This is a genomic window from Bacteroides sp. NGMCC 1.200775 (assembly GCF_040798045.1).
In the GTDB taxonomy this organism is placed as follows: domain Bacteria; phylum Bacteroidota; class Bacteroidia; order Bacteroidales; family Bacteroidaceae; genus Bacteroides; species Bacteroides hominis.
This window is the reverse complement of sequence record NZ_JASCQK010000001.1, coordinates 169,204-189,580: the sequence shown is the minus strand read 5'-3', so window position 1 is coordinate 189,580 and position 20,377 is coordinate 169,204. Positions and strand designations below refer to the sequence as shown.

At 48.3% G+C, this 20,377-nt stretch carries 16 protein-coding genes and 1 tRNA gene; 11 read left to right on the top strand and 6 right to left on the bottom strand.

The features are described 5' to 3' along the window. Positions 1 to 122 precede the first annotated feature (122 nt). Both QK890_RS00880 and QK890_RS00875 read right to left on the bottom strand, forming a co-directional pair. Positions 123 to 3,356: a S41 family peptidase gene (locus tag QK890_RS00880; RefSeq protein ID WP_269096504.1), complete on the bottom strand. Its 3,234-nt coding sequence runs from the start codon at positions 3,354 to 3,356 to the stop codon at positions 123 to 125. Between the two features lie 153 nt (positions 3,357 to 3,509). After that, positions 3,510 to 3,582 (bottom strand) — tRNA-Gly (locus QK890_RS00875). Positions 3,583 to 3,648: 66 nt separating this feature from the next. Between QK890_RS00875 and cobU the strand changes: the two genes are divergently transcribed. From cobU to cobC, 4 genes are all read left to right on the top strand, one after another. After that, the gene (gene cobU / locus QK890_RS00870) at positions 3,649 to 4,260 is read left to right on the top strand and encodes a bifunctional adenosylcobinamide kinase/adenosylcobinamide-phosphate guanylyltransferase (RefSeq protein WP_080546236.1); all 612 of its coding nucleotides are present in this window, start codon (positions 3,649 to 3,651) and stop codon (positions 4,258 to 4,260) included. A gap of 11 nt (positions 4,261 to 4,271) precedes the next feature. Beyond that, positions 4,272 to 5,309: a nicotinate-nucleotide--dimethylbenzimidazole phosphoribosyltransferase gene (gene cobT / locus QK890_RS00865; RefSeq protein ID WP_367627119.1), complete on the top strand. Its 1,038-nt coding sequence runs from the start codon at positions 4,272 to 4,274 to the stop codon at positions 5,307 to 5,309. 11 nt (positions 5,310 to 5,320) lie between these two features. After that, a complete protein-coding gene (gene cobS / locus QK890_RS00860; RefSeq protein ID WP_005806312.1) occupies positions 5,321 to 6,064 on the top strand; it encodes an adenosylcobinamide-GDP ribazoletransferase in 744 nt (247 codons plus the stop codon). 128 nt (positions 6,065 to 6,192) lie between these two features. Next, positions 6,193 to 6,783 carry an alpha-ribazole phosphatase gene (gene cobC, locus QK890_RS00855; protein ID WP_005806314.1) on the top strand — a complete coding sequence of 197 codons (591 nt, stop codon included), beginning with the start codon at positions 6,193 to 6,195 and terminating at the stop codon, positions 6,781 to 6,783. Here the strand turns inward: cobC and cbiB are convergent. The 3 genes from cbiB to QK890_RS00840 are packed head-to-tail and all read right to left on the bottom strand — an operon-like array spanning position 6,716 to position 10,197. Beyond that, positions 6,716 to 7,672 (bottom strand): adenosylcobinamide-phosphate synthase CbiB, encoded by a 957-nt coding sequence (gene cbiB / locus QK890_RS00850; RefSeq protein WP_175413793.1) that lies wholly within the window; start codon positions 7,670 to 7,672, stop codon positions 6,716 to 6,718. The two genes, cobC and cbiB, sit on opposite strands and share 68 nt — an antisense overlap. A gap of 31 nt (positions 7,673 to 7,703) precedes the next feature. Next, entirely contained in the window at positions 7,704 to 8,717 is a 1,014-nt protein-coding gene (cobD, locus tag QK890_RS00845) for a threonine-phosphate decarboxylase CobD (protein WP_044300207.1), read from the bottom strand. Beyond that, entirely contained in the window at positions 8,710 to 10,197 is a 1,488-nt protein-coding gene (locus QK890_RS00840) for a cobyric acid synthase (protein WP_044300206.1), read from the bottom strand. Before QK890_RS00840 ends, cobD begins: the two co-directional genes overlap by 8 nt. A gap of 1,131 nt (positions 10,198 to 11,328) precedes the next feature. On the opposite strand from QK890_RS00840, the gene QK890_RS00835 reads away from it, so the two are divergent. The 7 genes from QK890_RS00835 to QK890_RS00805 all read left to right on the top strand — a co-directional run bounded on the left by QK890_RS00835 (position 11,329) and on the right by QK890_RS00805 (position 18,498). Next, complete coding sequence (locus QK890_RS00835) at positions 11,329 to 12,120, top strand: hypothetical protein (protein WP_005806323.1); 792 nt, start codon at positions 11,329 to 11,331, stop codon at positions 12,118 to 12,120. Between the two features lie 680 nt (positions 12,121 to 12,800). After that, positions 12,801 to 13,148: a hypothetical protein gene (locus QK890_RS00830; RefSeq protein WP_250727628.1), complete on the top strand. Its 348-nt coding sequence runs from the start codon at positions 12,801 to 12,803 to the stop codon at positions 13,146 to 13,148. Beyond that, the gene (locus QK890_RS00825) at positions 13,145 to 13,468 is read left to right on the top strand and encodes a type II toxin-antitoxin system RelE/ParE family toxin (RefSeq protein WP_005777957.1); all 324 of its coding nucleotides are present in this window, start codon (positions 13,145 to 13,147) and stop codon (positions 13,466 to 13,468) included. The genes QK890_RS00830 and QK890_RS00825 overlap by 4 nt, the downstream gene beginning before the upstream one ends. Before the next feature lie 83 nt (positions 13,469 to 13,551). Continuing rightward, positions 13,552 to 15,000, top strand: a complete 1,449-nt coding sequence (locus QK890_RS00820; protein WP_250712364.1) for a TolC family protein — start codon at positions 13,552 to 13,554, stop codon at positions 14,998 to 15,000. A 15-nt stretch (positions 15,001 to 15,015) separates the two neighbouring features. Continuing rightward, on the top strand, positions 15,016 to 16,014 hold the full coding sequence (locus QK890_RS00815; RefSeq protein WP_367627118.1) for an HlyD family secretion protein: 999 nt from the start codon (positions 15,016 to 15,018) through the stop codon (positions 16,012 to 16,014). Positions 16,015 to 16,151: 137 nt separating this feature from the next. Then, positions 16,152 to 17,324, top strand: a complete 1,173-nt coding sequence (locus QK890_RS00810) for an ABC transporter permease (RefSeq protein WP_005806333.1) — start codon at positions 16,152 to 16,154, stop codon at positions 17,322 to 17,324. Next, entirely contained in the window at positions 17,308 to 18,498 is a 1,191-nt protein-coding gene (locus tag QK890_RS00805; protein WP_005777963.1) for an ABC transporter permease, read from the top strand. The genes QK890_RS00810 and QK890_RS00805 overlap by 17 nt, the downstream gene beginning before the upstream one ends. Here QK890_RS00805 and QK890_RS00800 read toward each other — a convergent pair. Beyond that, positions 18,461 to 20,365, bottom strand: a complete 1,905-nt coding sequence (locus QK890_RS00800; RefSeq protein ID WP_367627258.1) for a PAS domain-containing sensor histidine kinase — start codon at positions 20,363 to 20,365, stop codon at positions 18,461 to 18,463. The genes QK890_RS00805 and QK890_RS00800 overlap by 38 nt on opposite strands. Positions 20,366 to 20,377: the final 12 nt, after the last annotated feature.

Below are 20,377 nucleotides of genomic sequence, written 5' to 3'. Positions count from 1 at the left end.
AGGTATTGTATCAAAAAGAAACACCACAGATTACGCGGTTCTATACATGACTCTGATAATGAGTCTGTAAAAGTACGTGGAATCTGTGGTGAAAACCTCTTACTGCAATCTCAGTAAGTTTTTTATTTGCTAAAATCTCTCGGAGCTGGTACCGGAGCCAATGGTTTACGGTCTTGAAGCTGTTTCATAACCTCTTCGATGGCTCTGTTCAGCTGTTGATCCTCTCCATTCCACTCTTTCACCGGATCATTATCGATCAGGATATCCGGGTCCACACCATGGTTTTCGATAATCCATTGTCCCGTCTTCGGGTCATAACTGGTAAAGAACGGAACACGTATGTCTGTTCCATCCATATATGGCAATGAACCACTAATGCCAACAATACCTCCCCAGGTACGCGTACCTATCAACTTGCCCAATCCAAGTGCGCGGAAGCCCCACGGGAACAGGTCGCCATCAGAAGCGGAGTATTTATTAATCAAACAAACCTTCGGTCCCACCTGTACAGCATCAGGCACTGTTCCCACATGGCTGGTACCTCTACCCATAGTCAGGCGATAAGGTTCACGGGAAAGACGTTCCAGGATCATTGGTGAAACATTACCTCCACCATTGGCACGATCATCAATAATCAACCCTTCTTTATCAAGTTGCGGATAGAAATAGCGGGCAAACTCGTTCAAGCCTTCCGGTCCCATATCCGGAATATAAATATATCCGATACGTCCGTTGGAAGCCTGGTCCACTTTCTTTATATTATCCTGTACCCAATTGTAATGTATCAAAGGATATTCATTGGCAAGCGGACTGATCACAACCTTACGTGCTCCGGAAAGCTGAGGTTTGGCATTCAACGAAATTTCAGTAGGTATCTCTGCTTTACCCACCAGTAAAGAATACATATCTTTAACTGTATTGGTCGGCACACCGTCAATAGCTACGATGTACTCTCCTGCTTTCACATCAACCCCCGGTTCCGTAAGCGGAGAGCGCAGTTCTTTGCTCCAAGATGCTCCGGGGAATATCTTCTCCAGACGGAAAAAGCCACTCTTGTCGCGGGTAATCTCCGCACCAAGCAAACCGGTATTGATCCGTTTGGGCTGTTCCGTTTCTCCCGGATTGACATAAGCATGCCCACAGTTCAATTCACCTATCATCTCACCGATAATGTAATTCAGGTCTAAACGAGTTTTAACGTAAGGCAGCAAGACCGCATATTTTTCTTTAATTGCTTTCCAATCTACACCGTGCATGCTCTCCTGATAGAATCCGTCACGATAGGCACGCCAAGCTTCATCAAAGATTTGTGCCCACTCTTTCGGATAATCCACAGTAATCTTCATATTGCTTAAATTGACCGGAGTGGTCAGTTCTGTCTTACCCGAAGGAAGATTGGTCACATAAATCTGACGGCCTTTAAAGAAAAGTGCCTTCTTACCATCGTAAGTAACATCCATCGAAGCTCCATCGGCAATCGATTCCTCTTTCTGACTTACCAAGTCATACATTTTCGTACCACCACGTCCCCAGTAGTACACCTTGTTGCCATCCGAATAGAAGTTACCATAATAAGACGGAGACAAGGGCAATCGAACAATGCGATCGGTAATGCCATCCGGATCGAACTTCACCAACGAAGCATCAGCCACCTCCTTCTTATCTGCCGGTTTCTTATCCCCGCTTTTGGGTGTAGCATTAGATGCAGCCACTTCCGCATCTTTCTGCATGAAAGGAGACGATGTATCTTTAGACAGCAAAGCGATGTACACACCATACATATTATTATATACATGGTTCCATTCCAATGATCCGTAAGTCGGATTAAAATCACGGGCAGAAGAGAATATCAGATACTTTCCGTCGGCACTGAACACCGGAGAAGAAGAGTTATACCATTTGTCGGTCACCGGATATTCTTTCTTTTCCGCAATATTGTAGACATATACGACATTGATTTCATTTTTACCCATCCGTGTATAAGTCAACCACTCACTGTCCGGAGAGAAAGTAACTCCACCCGGCACTCCCATCGGATCTTGCAATAATAATGAAACTTTCCCGGAAGCCACATCCAGCAGATTAACTCGGTTCTTACGATCCATATACACTATCTTCTTAGAATCCGGACTCCATTTAAAGCCACGGATATATGTATCGTTCTTATGGGTTAACTGCATCGGTTCGCCACCTGCCGCATTCTGCAGATAAAGTTCGGTTTCGCCTGTAGCATCAGAGATATAAGCAATCTGTGTTCCGTCCGGTGACCACTGTGCGTCACGGTCGTGAGCTCCCGGCGAACGAGTTATATTTTTTGTAACCCCTTTCTCTACCGGCAGATTGAATACTTCACCCCGGCTTGTCACTACCATTCGTGCTCCATCCGGCGACAGACTGGCCGCAGTCACATAATTCGCTCCGTCTTTCAAATCGGTACGGGCATAGATGTTATCCGAAGCCAGTGTAATATTTACCTTTTCAGCCTTCCGGGTAGCGGCATCCATCTTATAAATATATCCACCGTTCTCAAAGACAATGGTATTTCCACTGGCACTTGGGAACTTCACATCATACTCAGTAAAATCAGTTACCTTGGCAGTCTGTTTAGTCTTCGTATTGTATACAAAGATATTCATGATGCGGTCACGATCGGAAAGGAAAAAGATTTCATCGCCAATCCACATCGGAAAAATGTCCTGAGCTACATTATTGGTAATGTTCTCCACTGTTTTGCTGTTCGGATTATACACCCAGATATCATCCGCCATACCGCCTTTATAATATTTCCAGGTACGGAATTCACGCATCACCCGGTTGTATGCCAATTGTTTTCCGTCCGGTGAGTAACTACAAAATCCGCCCTCCGGAAGAGGAATTGCTTCTGACAATCCGCCTTCCTTGTCCACTGTAAACAGTTTGCCGGAAAATCCATCACTGATACGGTTACGGTATACGATGCGCTGTCCGTCCGGTGTCCAGGTCATGACAATGTTATTGGGTCCCATACGGTCACCCAGGTCATCGCGGCTATTGGTAGCCGTATAGGTAACTCGTAACGGTTCACCCCCTGTCGCAGGCATGGTATACACTTCTGTATTTCCATCATACTGTCCGGTGAATGCAATCGTTTTGCCGTCCGGAGAAAACCGGGGAAACATTTCGTATCCCACATGGGAAGTCAGACGCTGTGCCTCACCTCCCGCAGCAGGCACTTTATACAAATCGCCCGCATACGAAAATACGATCTCCTTTCCGTTCGTAGCAGGAAAACGCAGTAATCGTGCTTCTCCCGCAGCCGATAACAGTACAGGAGCCCCCGCCAGAACGAAGATAGATAAGATTAGTTTCTTATTCATGTGATTATCTATTAAAATTGATTCACAAAGGTAAGAAAAGAACAAAGAGTGAAAGAGGAAATACACAAAAAAACCGCAGATTCCATCATTCTTTTCTCACAAAAAGATCAAGGGAACCTGCGATATTTACTTTTGACTTGAAAACATGAATTGAGCGGTAGGCGAGGGTCGAACTCGTGACCTGCGGCTTGGGAAGCCGCCGCTCTGCCAACTGAGCTACTACCGCAATATAATTGCTTCCGTTTTGTAAAGCAGTGCAAAGATAAATATTGTTTCTGAAATACCCATGGCAATGGCACAATATTTTGCATCCGGGAACGGAAATATAAAATATTACCGTACATTTGCTAACCGAAAATACACAGATAGATTCATGAAACAGATCATACTTATCACCGGAGGGGCCCGTTCGGGCAAAAGCAGCTATGCCGAACGGTTAGCATTATCTCTCTCCCCCAATCCGGTCTACCTGGCCACCTCACGCATCTGGGACGAAGAGTTCCGTCAACGGGTGTTACGTCATCAGGCCAACCGGGGACCAGAATGGACCAACATAGAAGAAGAAAAGGAACTGAGCCGCCATTCTTTGCAAGGGCGTGTAGTGCTGATCGATTGCGTAACACTCTGGTGTACCAATTACTTCTTCGACCTTGAAGCGGATACAGACAAGGCACTCGCCGCCATAAAAGCCGAGTTTGACCGGCTGACAGAACAGGAAGCCACCTTTATCTTCGTCACCAACGAGATCGGCATGGGAGGCACCTCAGAAAACCTTATACAACGAAAGTTCACCGATATGCAGGGGTGGATGAACCAGTATATTGCCACCCGGGCCAATCAGGTCTTATTAATGGTATCGGGCATTCCCGTGAAAGTAAAAGATGAAAAACAAACGATAGACTAACCCTATATAAAATGAAAACATTTCAAATCACCAGACCGGACGAAACAATCCGGGAAGCATTGACTGACAAAATAAACAATCTGACCAAGCCCAAAGGTTCTCTGGGAACACTTGAAGAACTGGCTTTGCAAATCGGGCTTATCCAGCAGACACTGACTCCCACGCTGAAATGTCCGCAGAACATTATATTTGCAGCCGATCATGGCATTGTCGACGAAGGTGTCAGCCTCTCTCCCAAAGAGATCACTTGGCAGCAAATCAGCAACTTCCTTCATGGAGGGGCAGGTGTCAACTTCCTCTGCCGCCAACACGGATTCGAATTAAAGATCGTGGATGCCGGAGTGGATTACGATCTGCCTTACGACAAGGGAATTATCAATATGAAAGTACGCAAAAGTTCACGCAACTACCTGTATGAAGCGGCCATGACGGAAGAAGAGATGGACTTGTGTATAGACCGCGGGGCAGAGATAGTCCGCCGGTGCCACGCCGAAGGATGCAATGTGCTCTCCTTGGGTGAAATGGGAATCGGCAACACTTCATCCTCCTCTATGTGGATGACCTGCTTCACCCGTATTCCCCTCGAACAATGCGTCGGCGCCGGAAGCGGACTCGACAATGCCGGAATCCGTCATAAATACAGCGTATTGCAGCGGGCACTGGACAATTATCAGGGAGACGGAAGCGTACGCGACCTGATTCGTTACTTCGGCGGTCTGGAAATGGTAATGGCGGTAGGTGCCATGCTTCAGGCAGCCGAACTGAAAATGATTATCCTGGTGGACGGATTCATCATGACAAACTGCATCCTCGCGGCATCCCGGCTTTACCCTGAAGTAATGCACTACGCCATCTTCGGCCATCAGGGAGACGAGACTGGACACAAGCTTCTGCTTGATGCCATGAGAGCCAAGCCGTTATTGAATCTGGGTTTGCGCCTTGGAGAAGGGACCGGAGCCATCTGCTCCTATCCTATCGTAGACTCTGCGGTGCGGATGATCAACGAAATGGACAACTTTGCGCATGCGTCCATCACCAAATACTTTTAAAGAAGCCCCACATGAATATATTAGCAGCATTTATCTTTTTCACCCGTCTCCCCTTCTGGCGCATCCGGGAAGTTCCGGCAGAATGTTTTAAGCACGTGGTGCCTTACTGGCCCCTTTCAGGATGGCTTACGGGCGGCGTCATGGCGGGGGTACTCTGGTCGGCCGCACAGGTCCTCCCCTTCACCGTTGCCGTATTGCTGGCACTTACCAGCCGATTGTTGATTACAGGCGCATTGCACGAAGACGGGCTGGCGGATTTCTTTGACGGATTCGGCGGAGGCACCAGCCGGGAACGTATCCTCTCTATTATGAAGGATTCGCACATCGGCAGTTATGGGGTCATCGGATTGATCGTATACTTCTTCCTGCTATGGAATCTCCTGACAAGTCTTCCTCTCTCCTTCGCCTGCTCTGTACTGATTGCAGGCGACACTGTGAGCAAGTTGACTTCATCACAGATCATTAACTTCCTGCCTTACGCACGGAAAGAAGAAGAGAGCAAGGCGAAGGTGGTTTATAATAGAATGTCGCAAGGAGAATTTGCTTTCGGACTTTTATGCGGAATACTTCCTTTGACGCTCCTGCTTCCGTACAGGTATTGGATTGCCATTATATTCCCGCTGGCAGTGTTGTATCTACTATACAGGCTGATGAAACGAAAGTTACAAGGGTATACAGGCGATTGCTGCGGTGCACTGTTCCTTTTAAGCGAACTGTCCTTCTACCTGGGGGTAGTTATTCTTATATTCATATAGTTTGATTCACCACAGAGTTCCACTGAGATGATTTATCTCTTAAACATCTTATAGACAAGAATTTAAAAACCGGTGAAACTCTGTGTTACTCTGTGGTGAATCAAACTCATACTTAAACCAATAAGATCATGGAAATCATATTGATCCGACATACCTCTGTCGATGTTCCCAAAGGCGTCTGTTATGGCCAGACCGATGTTCCCTTACGGGATAGTTTTAAAGAAGAAGCCACAATCACGGCTCAACAGTTGCAGGATGATGTGTTTGATGCCGTATTCACAAGTCCTTTGAGTCGCTGCACCCGTCTGGCAGAGCACTGTGGCTATCCGGATGCCATTCGTGATGCCCGTCTGAAAGAACTGGACTTCGGTGAATGGGAAATGAAGGAGTTCGACAAAATAGATGATCCGCGACTGCAAGAGTGGTATGACGACTATTTCCATGTAGCAGCCACAGGCGGAGAATCGTTTATGATGCAACTTCAACGGGTCTCCGAATTTCTGGATGAAGTGAGCAGGCAAAAGTACGGGCGCGTGGCTGTCTTCGCACATGGCGGAGTACTGATTTGTGCACAGATCTATGCAGGAACATTAAAGATGGAAGATGCTTTCGGCGCACTGACACCTTACGGTGGAATAGTCCGGCTGCAACTTAACCCAAAGACAGCAGAACAGTCAGCCACACCAACGCGACCATCAACGTCTCTGCCTTCTGATTGACGGATACCGCTTTCCTCATATCCGCTGTTGTCAATACCCGTTCGTTATCACCGATGAACGGTTTCCAGACCTCCTCCCCGAAGTAATAATGCGGACCGCCGAACCGGCAATTCAGGATACCTGCCAATGCCGCCTCCGGATAACCGGAGTTGGGACTGGCATGGCGACTGCCGTATTTACCCACAAACCTGAATAAAGAAAGCCGTCCGCTGACGATTATCATCAACAGAGCCGTCAGGCGGGCAGGAATGTAATTGGCGACATCATCTATCCGGGCCGCTATACAGCCGAACTGACGATAGCGCTCGTTTCGGTAACCAATCATCGAGTCGAGCGTGTTCACCATCTTATACGCCATCATGCCGGGTACTCCCAGCACAGCATACCAGAAAAGGGGTGCAATCACTCCGTCACTCAGATTTTCCGCCAAGGTTTCCAAAGCCGCCGTGCGCACTTCCTGCGCAGATAAAGCAGAAGTATCCCGCCCCACGATACGCCCCACCTGTCGGCGTCCCTCGTCCAACGAACGGTCCACCGCCTCGAAAACCATCCGGACCTCACGTATCAACGTCGTTCCAGCCAGGCAGCAGAATATCAGCAGGGTCTTTATCAGAGCCGTCAATACGATGGAATACTCTTCGGTCACCCTGAGAAAGAAGCAAGTGAAAAGATAGACTCCCGCAATCAGCACTGCCGATACCAGCCCACCTTTCCAAACGCGGGCACTCCCCACATTCATCGACTTTTCTCCCCAGGCTATCAGTTTGCCGAATCCCACCACAGGATGCGGCAACCAAGCAGGGTCTCCCAACCAGCGATCCAGCAGCCAAGCTAAAGGCAAGGGGGACAGCCGGCAGAAATATACAAGGCAAACAAACCAAAAAAACATCTCGTCCATACGATACATCCTTAATCTGTCATTATTCCGCCATCCACTTCGCAATGGCCCTCACCAGTTCATCATTCTCTTCCGGTGTCTGGGTGGCAACTCGGAAGAAACGTTCGTCCAGCCCTTCGAAGTTGGAAGCATCACGAATCAGAATTCCTTCTTCACGGGCCAGATACTCTTTCAAGGCAGCAGCTTTACCGAATCGCAAACAAACCAGCATAAAGTGCGTATCGGTAGGCCATACTTCCAGTCCGCCTATCGCTTCAAGCGAACTTTTCAGACGGGCACACTCTGCCAGATAGTCCTTCATGGAGAGAGCTTCCGGAATGCCCTCGGAAAGCAAGTAGAGACCTGCCTCGATGGCAAGCTGATTGACCGACCAAGGCATGCGGTTCGTACGCAGACGAGCCATCAGCCCCGGCTGCGCAGTTACGTATCCCAGACGGAGCCCCGGTATGGCATATCGCTTGGTCATGGAATGCAAGAGGATCACATTGGGAAATCCGGCAGCTTCACGTGCGGTGAAGAGTTCCTCCAACGTAAAGTATTCATACGACTGATCGATCACGAAGCAAACCTGCGGATGTTTCCTGATCAGTTCGGTCAGGCGCTCCTTACCATGCACCTCTCCTGTCGGATTATTCGGGTTGCAGAGCCATACCATACGCACGTCCTCCGGCACTGCCTCCAGCGTATACAGGGATGTGACCCTATGCCCGTGCATGCGGCAGGCATCGGCATATTCGCTGAACGTAGGCATCAGGATGGCCGTATTCGTCCCCCGGAAGGTTTGCGCTATCAGATAAATGGCTTCTGTGGCACCATTCGTCACGCAAACCGAAGCGGCAGGCAAAGCGTGACGGTCGGCCAGACGGGTCTCTAATGTATAAGGTTCCGGTTCGGGATAAGCGGAAATGGCGGAGATACGCCCGCACAAATGCGTCCGCAGCCCGTCAAGGTTTACCTTATTATATACGTTCGAACTGAAATTACTCCGTATCGGGTGGAGGTATTTATAAGAATCGTCTCCGTGTCCTTCAATCATTGTCTGTCAATATTTGATAGATAAGCGGCAGGTCGACATGCTTGCGGACGTGGGCTGCCAGTTTATCGTATTGTTCTTCTTTAAACGCTTTATAGTCGAAAGTGGTCTCCTTCAGCTTATTGGCGAAAGGTTCCAGCAGATAGTCGATGACCGAAGGATTGTCGAGAATGCCATGTACGTATGTCCCCATACAGGTACGGTCGGCAAAATATCCGTCCTCCCTTCCGTCTGCCAGATGGTTGAGTGGCGAAGCGGGAACATCGGCAAGGGGCGTCGTTGTGCCCATGTGTATCTCGTATCCTTCACAGGTCTCGCTGCCTTCAAGAAAGTGGAAACGTACCTGCCGCGTAATCTTTTCCCCCTGCATACGGGTGCTGACGGGCAATAATCCCAATCCCGGCAAGCGTTCTATCTCACCTTCCACATGATCGGGATCGCAAACCTCCTGCCCCATCAACTGGTAACCTCCACAAATGCCCATCACCGTGGCACCCTCCCGGTGGGCACGGACGATGGCCTGCGCCACTCCGTTACGGCGCAACTCATACAGATCGGACAAAGTGCTTTTCGAACCGGGCAACAGGATGATATCAGCTTTCATCAGTTCGTCCGTATTGTTGGTATAGAACAGATGCACACGCGGATCGCGTTCCAATACATTGAAGTCGGTAAAGTTACTTAAATGCCGGAGCAGCACTACGGCCACATTCACTTTGCCTTGTCCGGCACGGATATTCTTGGTCTGAAGCATCACCGAGTCTTCTTCCTCAATATAGATATCTTTATAGTAGGGCACCACCCCAACCACCGGAACACCACAGAGATCTTCCAGCATCTTTACCCCCGACTCGAAAAGGCGGATATCTCCACGGAATTTATTAATCAATATCCCCTTGATATGCTTCCGCTCTTCCGGCCGAAGCAGCATCACCGAACCGTAAACACTGGCAAACACTCCCCCACGGTCTATATCCGCCACGAGAATCACATCTGCTCCGGCATGCATAGCCATAGGCAGGTTCACCAGATCGCTGTCACGAAGATTGATCTCGGAGATGCTCCCCGCCCCCTCCATCACTACCGGATTATATCGGGCAGCCAAACGGTCGAATGCGGCATGAACCTCTTTTCGCAATTCCTCCCGCCCTTCACGGCGGAAATATTCGTAAGCATTCCGGTTACCGATGGGGCGCCCGTTGAGCACCACCTGTGAAGTATGATCGGACGATGGTTTCAGTAGCAACGGGTTCATATCCGTATGGCAAGGCACGCCTGCGGCCTCGGCCTGCACAGCTTGTGCCCTTCCTATTTCAAGTCCCTCGGGAGTGGCATATGAATTTAATGCCATGTTCTGTGCCTTGAATGGCGCCGGATGATAACCGTCTTGCAGGAATATGCGGCAAAAAGCTGCGGCAATGATGCTTTTACCCACATCACTACCGGTTCCGGCCAACATTAAAGGGTGTAAATTCTTATTCATATCGTGTTTGTCACGTTAATGGGCGACAAACTTAGTGAAAATATTCGGGGGGGACAAGTGGGGGTATCAAAAACTCACCACAGAGAACACAGAATAACACAGAGAGGGGGTGTGTCGAAACTCGTATTCACAACAAATTTATACAGATAAGTATCATTAGTTATCAACAGATTAAGTTTGCTCTATGGAACTCTGTGTTACTCTGTGGTGAATAATGACACATCCCCAATCCATGCAGAGTGCTTCCATGCGGAAGTCATAACAGTCTCAACTTTCTTGTCACATTCTTTGCTATTCCCACAAGATTCTTTATCTTTGTCACTTAAAAGCCGAAGAGAAATGCGGCATATTGAAACGTTTTTTGCGGAAAGAAAAGTACCAAATTTAATTAATGCATAAAAACAAGAACTTCAATAAATCAGTTTCATACGTGCGACGTAGGGTCGGGCGTGTGAACATATTTATGAAGTTCTAGGTATTGGTACTACCTCTTTCCGCGTAAATATGAACTCAGCGCCCGACTTCTTATATATTAAGGTATACATAAGGATGTGGACGTTCATAAGAATGACAGGCCAATCAAAAAGGTAGTCGATCGTGTAAACATATTTATTAAGTTCAGGGGTATTGGTAGTACCTTTCATCCGATAAATATGAACTCAGCGCTCGACTTCTTATATATAAAGAGGTATACATCAAGATATAAGCATTTATAATAATCAGAAAAGCATAAACAGCCCCCTTATTGACTGGTAACCTCCTCACTGAGGTGTAGTTTCCCTAAACTTTCTTGTCACATTCTTTGCTATTCCCACAAGATTCTTTATCTTTGTCACTTGAAAGCCGAAGAGAAATGCGGCATATTGAAACAATTTTGCAGACGAAGAAAGTACCAAATTAATTTAATGCAAAAACTGTATATCAATAAATCTGTTTCATGCGTACGACGTAGGGTCGGGCGTGTGAACATATTTATTATATACAGGGGTATTGGTACTACCTTTCGTCTGGATAAATATGAACTCAGCGCCCGACTTCTTATATATTAAGGTATACATAAGGATGTGGACGTTCATAATAATCAGAAAGGTATGAACAGACCAATCAAAGAAGTAACAAGGAGGGGCAGGCATGGCTAACTGGATAACCCTTAAACAACTGTCGGAGAAACGCGGTATTGCCGAATCCGACCTCCGCACATGGGCAAACTTGGGATATATCGCTTCATCGAGGATAGAGAACGTCCTAATGATTGATGACGAAAGCCTGACCCAATATCTTGATGTTCACCAGACCAAAGATTTAGGTGAGAATTATCTGGAAAAGATCATCAAAGAAAAGGAACTGGAACGTGAAGTACTCCTCTCACAATGTGACGACGAACTATTTCTATTGAAAACCCAGAAACTACACCAACCGCTTTTCCATATCCTCATTCAGGAACTCGGTCAGTTGATTACGGACGATCACGAACGGGAAATATTCCTTTCCGTCTCCAGTGGCGAACCCATCGCACGGGTGGCGAAACGTAACAAAATGACGTATGCACGAGTGGCGACTAACTATAGTTCCATCCTCCGGACTCTGGGCGAACATAAGGGGCGAATCGCCACATTTCGCAGTCGGACGATGGAACTGATGTTCGATAAATGCAATACGGTCACACCCGTAAATACTCCCCTATCAAACCTTGTCGGCGCGCATGCCTATAATGTTTTATATGGAGAGATGGGATTCAGGACAGTACGCGACCTTCTGCAATACACCACCCAGAACGGATGGCAAAGCCTGAGACGCTTCAAGGGCATGGGACTGGTTACGTATAAGAGTGTGATGAACGCACTAAGGGATGCCAACTTCATCATTGTCCGCAAAGACGGAAACATCGAGCTGTCACCAGAGATCGCTGCGCTGGTAATATAAAAAAGATAGAACCGAGTATCCCGAAGGGAATTGAGACAGACACAAAGTACCCTTTTATCAAAATGATAATCCAAACGCTTCAGATTCGCTTTTTCCCGTACAAAGTACCAAGGATGGGCAAAAATCGCCGTATTTTCGCATCAAGAGAATACCGTTAGAAACCAATACATCAATTATGAGAACAAAAGGATACCTATTTTGCATTATCGTTTAACAACAGAAACAAAAACCAATAAAATATCATATTTTTATCAATCATCAACCTATCACTCTACGAAAGCAACCAGAGAAATAGGACCACTGTTTTCACTCCCAAACAAGAACAATATATGTAATGGAAGAAAACATATAGAGATATTGGGCAAAACTCTTATTCATTTTTGAAAAACGCAACCGTCTTTCGGAGCAAATGCTTACTTCTTTTAGTCGAAATGCCGGCTCTTCCTCCTCCCAAGCCCGGCTTTCCGGGCGAAGAAGCGGAAAGTTCAGGGACATTCTCTCCTATATGGGCAAGAAGATGAAAAGGGATAGTTAGCGGAAAAGGCCATTAGCCGTCTTTTTGATTCCGAAAACGTTTTATAGACATCAATTAGGCAAATGAAATTAATTCTGAACGGAACCTTATTCGCTATCAATTAATTTATTATCTTTGTATTCATACTAAAAAAACAAGACGCATTATGAAGGAGTCTAAAAAATACAAGCAACAAGAAGAGGAAACAACCAAAGTATCCGAACCGGTAGTAGCTTACAATAGTATGGCTTATCTTGAATTAGAAGCAGAGAAAGCAGAATTGATCCGGACTATTGCCAATATAGACAGTAAAGAGATCATCGACAAAGTGAAGCAGAAACTTCACGATGTGCTCGGTTTGAGAGAGAAAACTGCTGTTAAGAAAGCAGTTCCCTGCCAGCTCACAGAAGATGAAATTAAAGAAGAAATAGAACAAGCAATAGATGAAATACAACAAGGACAAATCATCAGCAGCCAAGAAATGCACACTACTTTTAAACACTATCTATTATGATGAAGATAGCATGGACAATTCAAGCACAAAGAAGGGTTATTGAAATTTTAGAATACAGCCAACAAGAGTTTGGTAACAAAGCAACCGATCGCCTGGCAAGAACCATTGAACAAAAAACATTGCAACTAATCAATAACCCATTTCGAGGACCTGTAGAACTGATACTTGCCAAAGAGAAAAAGATTAGCTGCCGATACTTACTCGTAAATCCTTATAAAATTATATATTATGTAGATGAAAAGGAAGAAAGCATATACATCGTAACTTTGTTCCATACTCACCAACATCCTTCTAAGTTGGACAAAGAAGTCGAATTATAAAGACGGCATTCCCTTACATTTTCTGAACAAACCTCCCCCCTCGTCTGTTACAAGGACTCATAAACCTAAACCGTAACAGACGTATGGAAAAAAAGAAAATACCTGTCGCGCTGATGATAGCGGCAGGAATACTCTTATACAGCAACACCGTTCTGGCGCAAAGCCTCCCTCCCACGCGGGAAACTTCGCAGCAGCAACTCAGCTTTGATGAAGCGTTGCAACTGCTGCACAAGGGCAACCAAAGCCTCAAGATAGCCGACAAAGGTATCGACATAGCCCGTGCCGAACGGGGAAAGCTCAATGCCTTCTGGATGCCCAGCCTGCAATCGACCGGTGCCTTTGTGCACCTTTCCGAAAAGATCGAAGTGAAACAACCTCTTTCCCAGTTCACCGATCCGGCCAAAGACTTTGTACATACCATCCTGCCGGATGATAAGATCATATCGTCCATACTCGACCAGATTGGTACGAACACACTTATTTTCCCGTTGGCGCCGCGTAACCTGACCACTGTAGACCTCACCGCCGAATGGGTGCTCTTTGCCGGGGGCAAACGTATTCATGCCACCAAGATAGGCAACACAATGATAGACCTCGCCCGTGAAAACCGGGCACAGGTAGACGCCACGCAGCGCACGCTGCTTGCCGAAAGTTATTACGGCCTGCGCCTGGCGCAGGAAGTCGTCAGTGTCCGCCGGGAATCGTACCAGGCACTGAAGCTCCATTACGAGAATGCGTTAAAGCTGGAGGCCACCGGCATGATAGACAAGGCGGCACGCCTCTTTGCCCAAGTCAACATGGACGAGGCACTGCGCGAGCTGGAAGCCGCCCGCAAGGAAGAGGCCGTGGTGCAACGTACGCTGAAAACCCTGCTCAATCTGGAAACAAGCGGAGACATCACACCTTCCTCTCCCCTGTTTATCAACGATACCCTACCTCCCAAGGTGGAGTTTTTGCAGGTGGTAGGCATCAGCAACTACCTGCTCAACCAACTGAACCTTCAGGAACACATGGCCAAGCAACAGGTCCGGATAGACCAGAGCGGCTATCTGCCCAATATCGCCCTCTTCGGTAAGCAGACGCTTTACTCTCATGGCATACAAAGCAATCTGCTGCCTCGCACCATGGTCGGCATAGGTTTCACCTGGAACCTTTTCGACGGACTGGAACGGGAGAAGCGGATCCGGCAATCGCGCCTGACCCAACAGACTCTCGCATTGGGGCAGGAGAAAGCACGTGACGATCTTTCCGTCGGAGTGGACAAACTGTACACCGGTCTGCAAAAGGCGCTCGACAACGTGCGGGCACTGAACACTACCATCGAGTTGAGCGAAGAATTGGTGCGGATGCGGAAAAAAGCCTTCGCCGAGGGAATGGCAACTTCAACAGAAGTAGTAGACGCAGAAACTCTGCTATCGAAAACAAAGGTGGCCAGACTGGCAGCCTACTACGAGTATGACGTAACCCTGATGAATCTGCTGGCACTGTGCGGCATACCGGAACAATACTCGAACCTGCAAAATAATCAATAAAACAATAATAAAGAGATGGAGAAGTCAGAATCTAAAAAAGGCAGAACCTTAAGCATCGCCTTCATCGCCGTACTTGTGGCAGTAGCCTTGTTCACTGCCATCGGAATGATTGCCATGCGCCGCCAGCCCCTGATCCTGCAAGGTCAGGCCGAAGCAACCGAAATCCGTATCAGCGGCAAACTACCGGGACGCATCGACACCTTCCTGGTGGACGAAGGCGAGTGGGTGAAACAGGGTGATACGCTGGTGGTCATCAACAGTCCCACCGTAGAGGCGAAATACCGCCAGGTGGACGCATTAAAGCAAGTGGCTGTAGAGCAAAACAAGAAGATAGATGCCGGAACCCGCCGGCAAATCATAGCTACGGCGCAGCAACTGTGGAACAAAACCCAGAGTGACCTGGCACTGGCACGGACAACGTATAACCGCATCCTCACCTTATACAAGGACAGCGTGGTCACCTCTCAACGCAAGGACGAGGTAGAAGCCATGTATAAAGCGGCTCAGGCAGCCGAGCGTGCGGCCTACGAACAATACCAGATGGCAGTGGACGGGGCGCAGAGTGAAGATAAAGCTTCGGCCCGCTCCATGGTAAACGCGGCCAACAGCACGGTCGATGAAGTTTCATCACTGCTGGTGGATGCCCGCCTGATTGCGCCGGAAGACGGGCAGATAGCAACGATCTTCCCCAAACGGGGCGAACTTGTGGCACCGGGCACTCCGATCATGAATCTGGTAGTGATGGACGACGTGCATGTCGTTCTCAATGTAAGGGAGGACCTGATGCCAAACTTCTGCATGGGAGGTACATTCATTGGAGACGTGCCGGCCCTCGCCGAAAAGGGAATCGAGTTTAAAATCTACTATATCAGTCCGCTGGGGAGTTTTGCCACCTGGAAGTCGACCAAACAAACAGGAAGCTACGACTTACGGACTTTCGAGATCCACGCCCGCCCTACCCGGAAAGTGGAAGGGTTGCGTCCGGGGATGTCGGTATTGGTGGAGATCAAATAGAGAATAGAAATGAATACGATTCGCCACAGAGGACACAGAGGGCACAGAGAAAATATATTTTTCTCTTTAATATTCTATAAACAGAAAATTTAAACTCTGTGTCCTCTGTGGTGAATCAAACTCAAAAACCAATCATTATGCAACAATCCCCTATCACCCGTGTCGTACAACGTGAGTGGCGACGGATGACCTCACGGCGCCTTTACTTCGGCGTCTGCCTGGTGCTTCCGCTATTCACGCTTTTCTTCATGGCTACCATATTCGGCAACGGACAGATGGAGAACATCCCCATCGGCATTGTCGACCAGGACAATACGGCCACCTCGAGGGATATTACCCGGCGGATGTCTGCCGTACCCACCTTCCGGGTGGTTCGTCACTTCGTCGACGAAGCCGAAGCACGCAAAGCGGTACAGCAGAAAGAAATATATGGTTACCTTTCCATTCCTCCACGCTTTGAGCAAGATATGATATCGGGACAGGACGCTACGCTGAATTATTATTATCACTATGCACTGCTCTCAGTGGGAGGCGAGCTGATGGCCGCCTTCGAAAGCTCGCTTGCTCCCGTAGCCCTCTCACCTATCGTGATGAAGGCCGTGGCACTGGGCGTAAACGAACAGCAGATAGAAACCTTCCTACTCCCCGTACAAGCCAACAATCACCCGATTTACAATCCATCGCTGGACTACTCGGTCTACCTGAGCCAGCCCTTCTTTTTCGTACTCTTCCAGGTGCTGGTACTGCTTATCACGGTATATGCCGTGGGGAGCGAAATCAAGTTCCGTACGGCCGGCGAATGGTTACAGGCGGCCGGGGGTGACATCACGATAGCCGTTATCGGCAAGTTGCTGCCTTATACACTTATTTTCAGCCTGATCGGCATACTGGGCAACTTTGTCATGTTCGGCATCCTGCACATACCTTTTCAAGGGAGCTGGTTGCTACTCAATGGAATGACGGTACTTTTCATTATCGCCACCCAGGCACTGGCTCTGTTCATCTTCTCCCTGTTTCCTGCCGTGGCAATCATCATCAGTATCGTATCCATGGTCGGATCGCTGGGGGCTACCTTGTCCGGCGTCACCTTCCCGGTACTCAACATGTATCCGTTGGTGCGAGACGCCTCTTATCTGTTCCCCGTGCGCCATTACACCGAGATTACACAAACCATGCTCTACTATGGTGGCGGATTCATCCACCTATGGCCTTCGGCAGTGATACTTTGTATCTTCCCGCTATTGGCATTGGCGATGCTCCCTCACCTCAGACGAGCCATAATCAGTCGTAAATATGAAAATATCCGGTAAACTATCGCAGATTTCCTTCATCATCACACGTGAATTCCGTGCCATCAGTACCAGTTATGCCGTACTGTTGGTGCTGATGGGAGGTATCTTTGTTTATGGGCTGCTCTATAATTATATGTATGCTCCCAACATCGTGACCGACGCTCCCGTAGCAGTTGTCGACAACTCGCACAGCAGCCTTAGCCGCCAATACATCCGTTGGCTGGACGCCACGCCGCAAGTAGCCGTCTATGCACAGGCAATGGACTACCGGGAAGCCCGCGAATGGATGAAAGAAGGCAAAGTGCAAGGAATTCTGTATATTCCGCATGATTTCGAAACCCGCGTCTTTCAAGGACGGGAAGCAGTATTCTCGCTATACGCCACCACAGATGCCTTTCTCTATTTCGAGGCGTTGCAGGAAGCCACTTCACGTGTATACCTTGCCCTCAATGATGCCCACCGCATGGATGGTGCCGTATTCCTTCCTCCGCAGGGACTGCTTGCCGTAATGATGGCTAAACCTGTCAACATAGCAGGCACGGCACTCTATAACCACACCGAAGGGTATGGCTCCTATCTGATTCCGGCTGTCATGATGGTCATTATCTTTCAGACATTGCTGATGGTCATCGGTATGCTGACGGGCGACGAATATCAGCACCGTGCCACAGAGCCGTTACTTCCGGGATTCAGGACGACCGGTAAAAACGGGCTTTGGGGAGCGGCAACGCGCCTTGTGGCGGGAAAAACATTTGTATATTGCGGGCTTTATGCGATCTTTTCCATGTTCCTGCTCGGGCTGTTACCCCACTTCTTCAGTATCCCCAACATTGGGAACGGACTGTACATCACCGCCATGATGGTGCCTTACCTGATGGCAACCTCTTTCTTCGGGTTGGCCGCCTCGCGTTTCTTCACCGATTCGGAAGCCCCACTGCTGATGATCGCTTTCTTCTCGGTGGGACTGATTTTCCTGTCGGGAGTCTCCTATCCGTTGGAACTGATGCCCTGGTATTGGCGTATGATGCACTACATCATCCCGGCCGCACCCGCCACTCTCGCCTTCGTCAAGCTGAACTCGATGGGGGCCGATATGGCAGACATACAACCGGAATACATCACCTTATGGATACAGGTCGTTGTTTATTTCGGACTTAGCGTGTGGGTATACAAGAAGAAACTGGAAGCGTAAACCAGAAGCGTGAGCCCTTCCCAAATTCGGAAGTGACGCCGATACGTCCGCCCATCTTTTCGATAATGCTCTTGCACAAAGGAAGGCCGAGGCCCGTACCCTGTACGAAACTGTCTACTTTCATAAAGCGGTCGAAAACTGCCGTCTGATTCTCAGCAGAGATACCGATGCCGGTATCTTCTACAAACATTTCAAGCTGCCGGGCGGCATCGATCTGATAACCGATGGTGATAGTGCCCCGGTGCGTAAACTTAATCGCATTGCTCACGAAATTGGTAATCACCTGGTTCAAGTATCCGCTGTCGGCGTTGAACCAGGCATCGAGCGGTGAGTCTTCATCGATCCGTAACTCTACTCCTTCGGGTACTCTATCCTTCATCTTCTGTAGCATCATGGCACAGAACTGATAAAGATAAACAGGCTTCGGCATATACTCAAACGAACCTGCATCGATCTTAGAAAGGTCGATGATATCGGAGAACAGTTGCAGGAGCAATACGTTGTTTTTCTGTATGGTCTGACGGAACTCTTCCTGCTCCGCCGGATCGTCCACTGTCATCAGAAGGTCGGAAAAGCCGACAATGGCATTAAGCGGCGTACGTATTTCATGGCTGATATTTGCCAGAAAAGCGGACTTCAACCGGTTGGACTCTTCCGCTTTATCGCGGGCTGCCCTGAGCTCTGCCTCTGTTTCTTTCTGGACCGTTATGTCATAGTTCACCTCTACTAATTCCAGTCTCGGATCGGGCGACTGGTAGGAAGTCACCATGGAAGATTTATGTATCCAGTTCCATTCGTCCGAACCCTCTGCCCGGCGGATACGCAGATCACCGTCAAAGAAACGTTCCGTACCCGCTTTGGCCTTTTCATAGAAATCGAGTACCAACTTCCGGTCATCGGGGTGCATGTACGAAAACACACCGATAATATCCGTCAGCGGCGTGTCATGGCTTTCACCCAGATTCCTGTACCACTGGCGGATGGCGTATCCGGTGTGATCCAGCAGGTTGATTTTCGCATATCCCACCTTGGAATAGTCGGAAATAATAGAGAAGAAGTTCTCAAAGTCATGCACTTTGCTCAGTGCATTATTGCGTTCGGTATTATCTATATTCATCAGCAGATAGTTCGACAGATTCCCTTCCGCATCATAGAGCATCAGGCTCCGCACATCAAGATCGGCCATCCCTCTCCGTTCCGACCGGAAGAGCCTGCGTTCTTCGTCGAAGTTATAATGCAAATGAAAACTGCCGGGACAGCCGGCTTGAAGGCTTTCAAGCATATCCTGAGTCACATTGGGACTCTCAAACAGGCTCAGGCCGATGATCCGGTTCTTGTCTGTTACTCCGAATATCTCGAGGTTCCGGTTATTGCAGTCCAGCAACACGCCCTCCTTATTATATAGCTCAAGACCGACCGGAATGTTGTTGAATATATCGTGAAACAACTTATCGCTACGTTGGCTCCATACGCACTGATAGCCTTCTGTCTCCGGGTTTTCTATCCGTTGGCTATATCCGGTAGCAATCAGCTGTCCTTCTTCATTTTCCTCTTCCATGCTCAGTGCGCAGTGCATCCAGAAGATGTTACCGTGGCTGGAAGATACGGGAAAGGTCTGTTCGAATACTCCTTTTTGGGGAATGGACATGAATTCGTCCGTAATGCGTTTGCGATAGTCCCGGCGTACAGTGGACATTAATTCGTCTATGCTCAACAATTCACTGCTGACTTCCAGTGCCTTAAGCAGGGTTTCCGCAATAAGGCATTGTCCTGTGTTAAAGTTCACTTCCCACCATCCGATTTGTGCATCGGCACAAATCTTATTCAGTTTGGCTACATTGTCCAAAGGAGTTTTGCTAATCATTATGTTTGCTTTGTT

What these genes read in the sequence shown, in the direction of transcription:
- QK890_RS00880 (WP_269096504.1), bottom strand. Translation starts at nt 3,356, where the DNA reads ATGAATAAGAAACTAATCTTATCTATCTTCGTTCTGGCGGGGGCTCCT.
- cobU (WP_080546236.1), top strand. Translation starts at nt 3,649, where the DNA reads ATGGCACAATATTTTGCATCCGGGAACGGAAATATAAAATATTACCGT.
- cobT (WP_367627119.1), top strand. Translation starts at nt 4,272, where the DNA reads ATGAAAACATTTCAAATCACCAGACCGGACGAAACAATCCGGGAAGCA.
- cobS (WP_005806312.1), top strand. Translation starts at nt 5,321, where the DNA reads ATGAATATATTAGCAGCATTTATCTTTTTCACCCGTCTCCCCTTCTGG.
- cobC (WP_005806314.1), top strand. Translation starts at nt 6,193, where the DNA reads ATGGAAATCATATTGATCCGACATACCTCTGTCGATGTTCCCAAAGGC.
- cbiB (WP_175413793.1), bottom strand. Translation starts at nt 7,672, where the DNA reads ATGTTTTTTTGGTTTGTTTGCCTTGTATATTTCTGCCGGCTGTCCCCC.
- cobD (WP_044300207.1), bottom strand. Translation starts at nt 8,717, where the DNA reads ATGATTGAAGGACACGGAGACGATTCTTATAAATACCTCCACCCGATA.
- QK890_RS00840 (WP_044300206.1), bottom strand. Translation starts at nt 10,197, where the DNA reads ATGAATAAGAATTTACACCCTTTAATGTTGGCCGGAACCGGTAGTGAT.
- QK890_RS00835 (WP_005806323.1), top strand. Translation starts at nt 11,329, where the DNA reads ATGGCTAACTGGATAACCCTTAAACAACTGTCGGAGAAACGCGGTATT.
- QK890_RS00830 (WP_250727628.1), top strand. Translation starts at nt 12,801, where the DNA reads ATGAAGGAGTCTAAAAAATACAAGCAACAAGAAGAGGAAACAACCAAA.
- QK890_RS00825 (WP_005777957.1), top strand. Translation starts at nt 13,145, where the DNA reads ATGATGAAGATAGCATGGACAATTCAAGCACAAAGAAGGGTTATTGAA.
- QK890_RS00820 (WP_250712364.1), top strand. Translation starts at nt 13,552, where the DNA reads ATGGAAAAAAAGAAAATACCTGTCGCGCTGATGATAGCGGCAGGAATA.
- QK890_RS00815 (WP_367627118.1), top strand. Translation starts at nt 15,016, where the DNA reads ATGGAGAAGTCAGAATCTAAAAAAGGCAGAACCTTAAGCATCGCCTTC.
- QK890_RS00810 (WP_005806333.1), top strand. Translation starts at nt 16,152, where the DNA reads ATGCAACAATCCCCTATCACCCGTGTCGTACAACGTGAGTGGCGACGG.
- QK890_RS00805 (WP_005777963.1), top strand. Translation starts at nt 17,308, where the DNA reads ATGAAAATATCCGGTAAACTATCGCAGATTTCCTTCATCATCACACGT.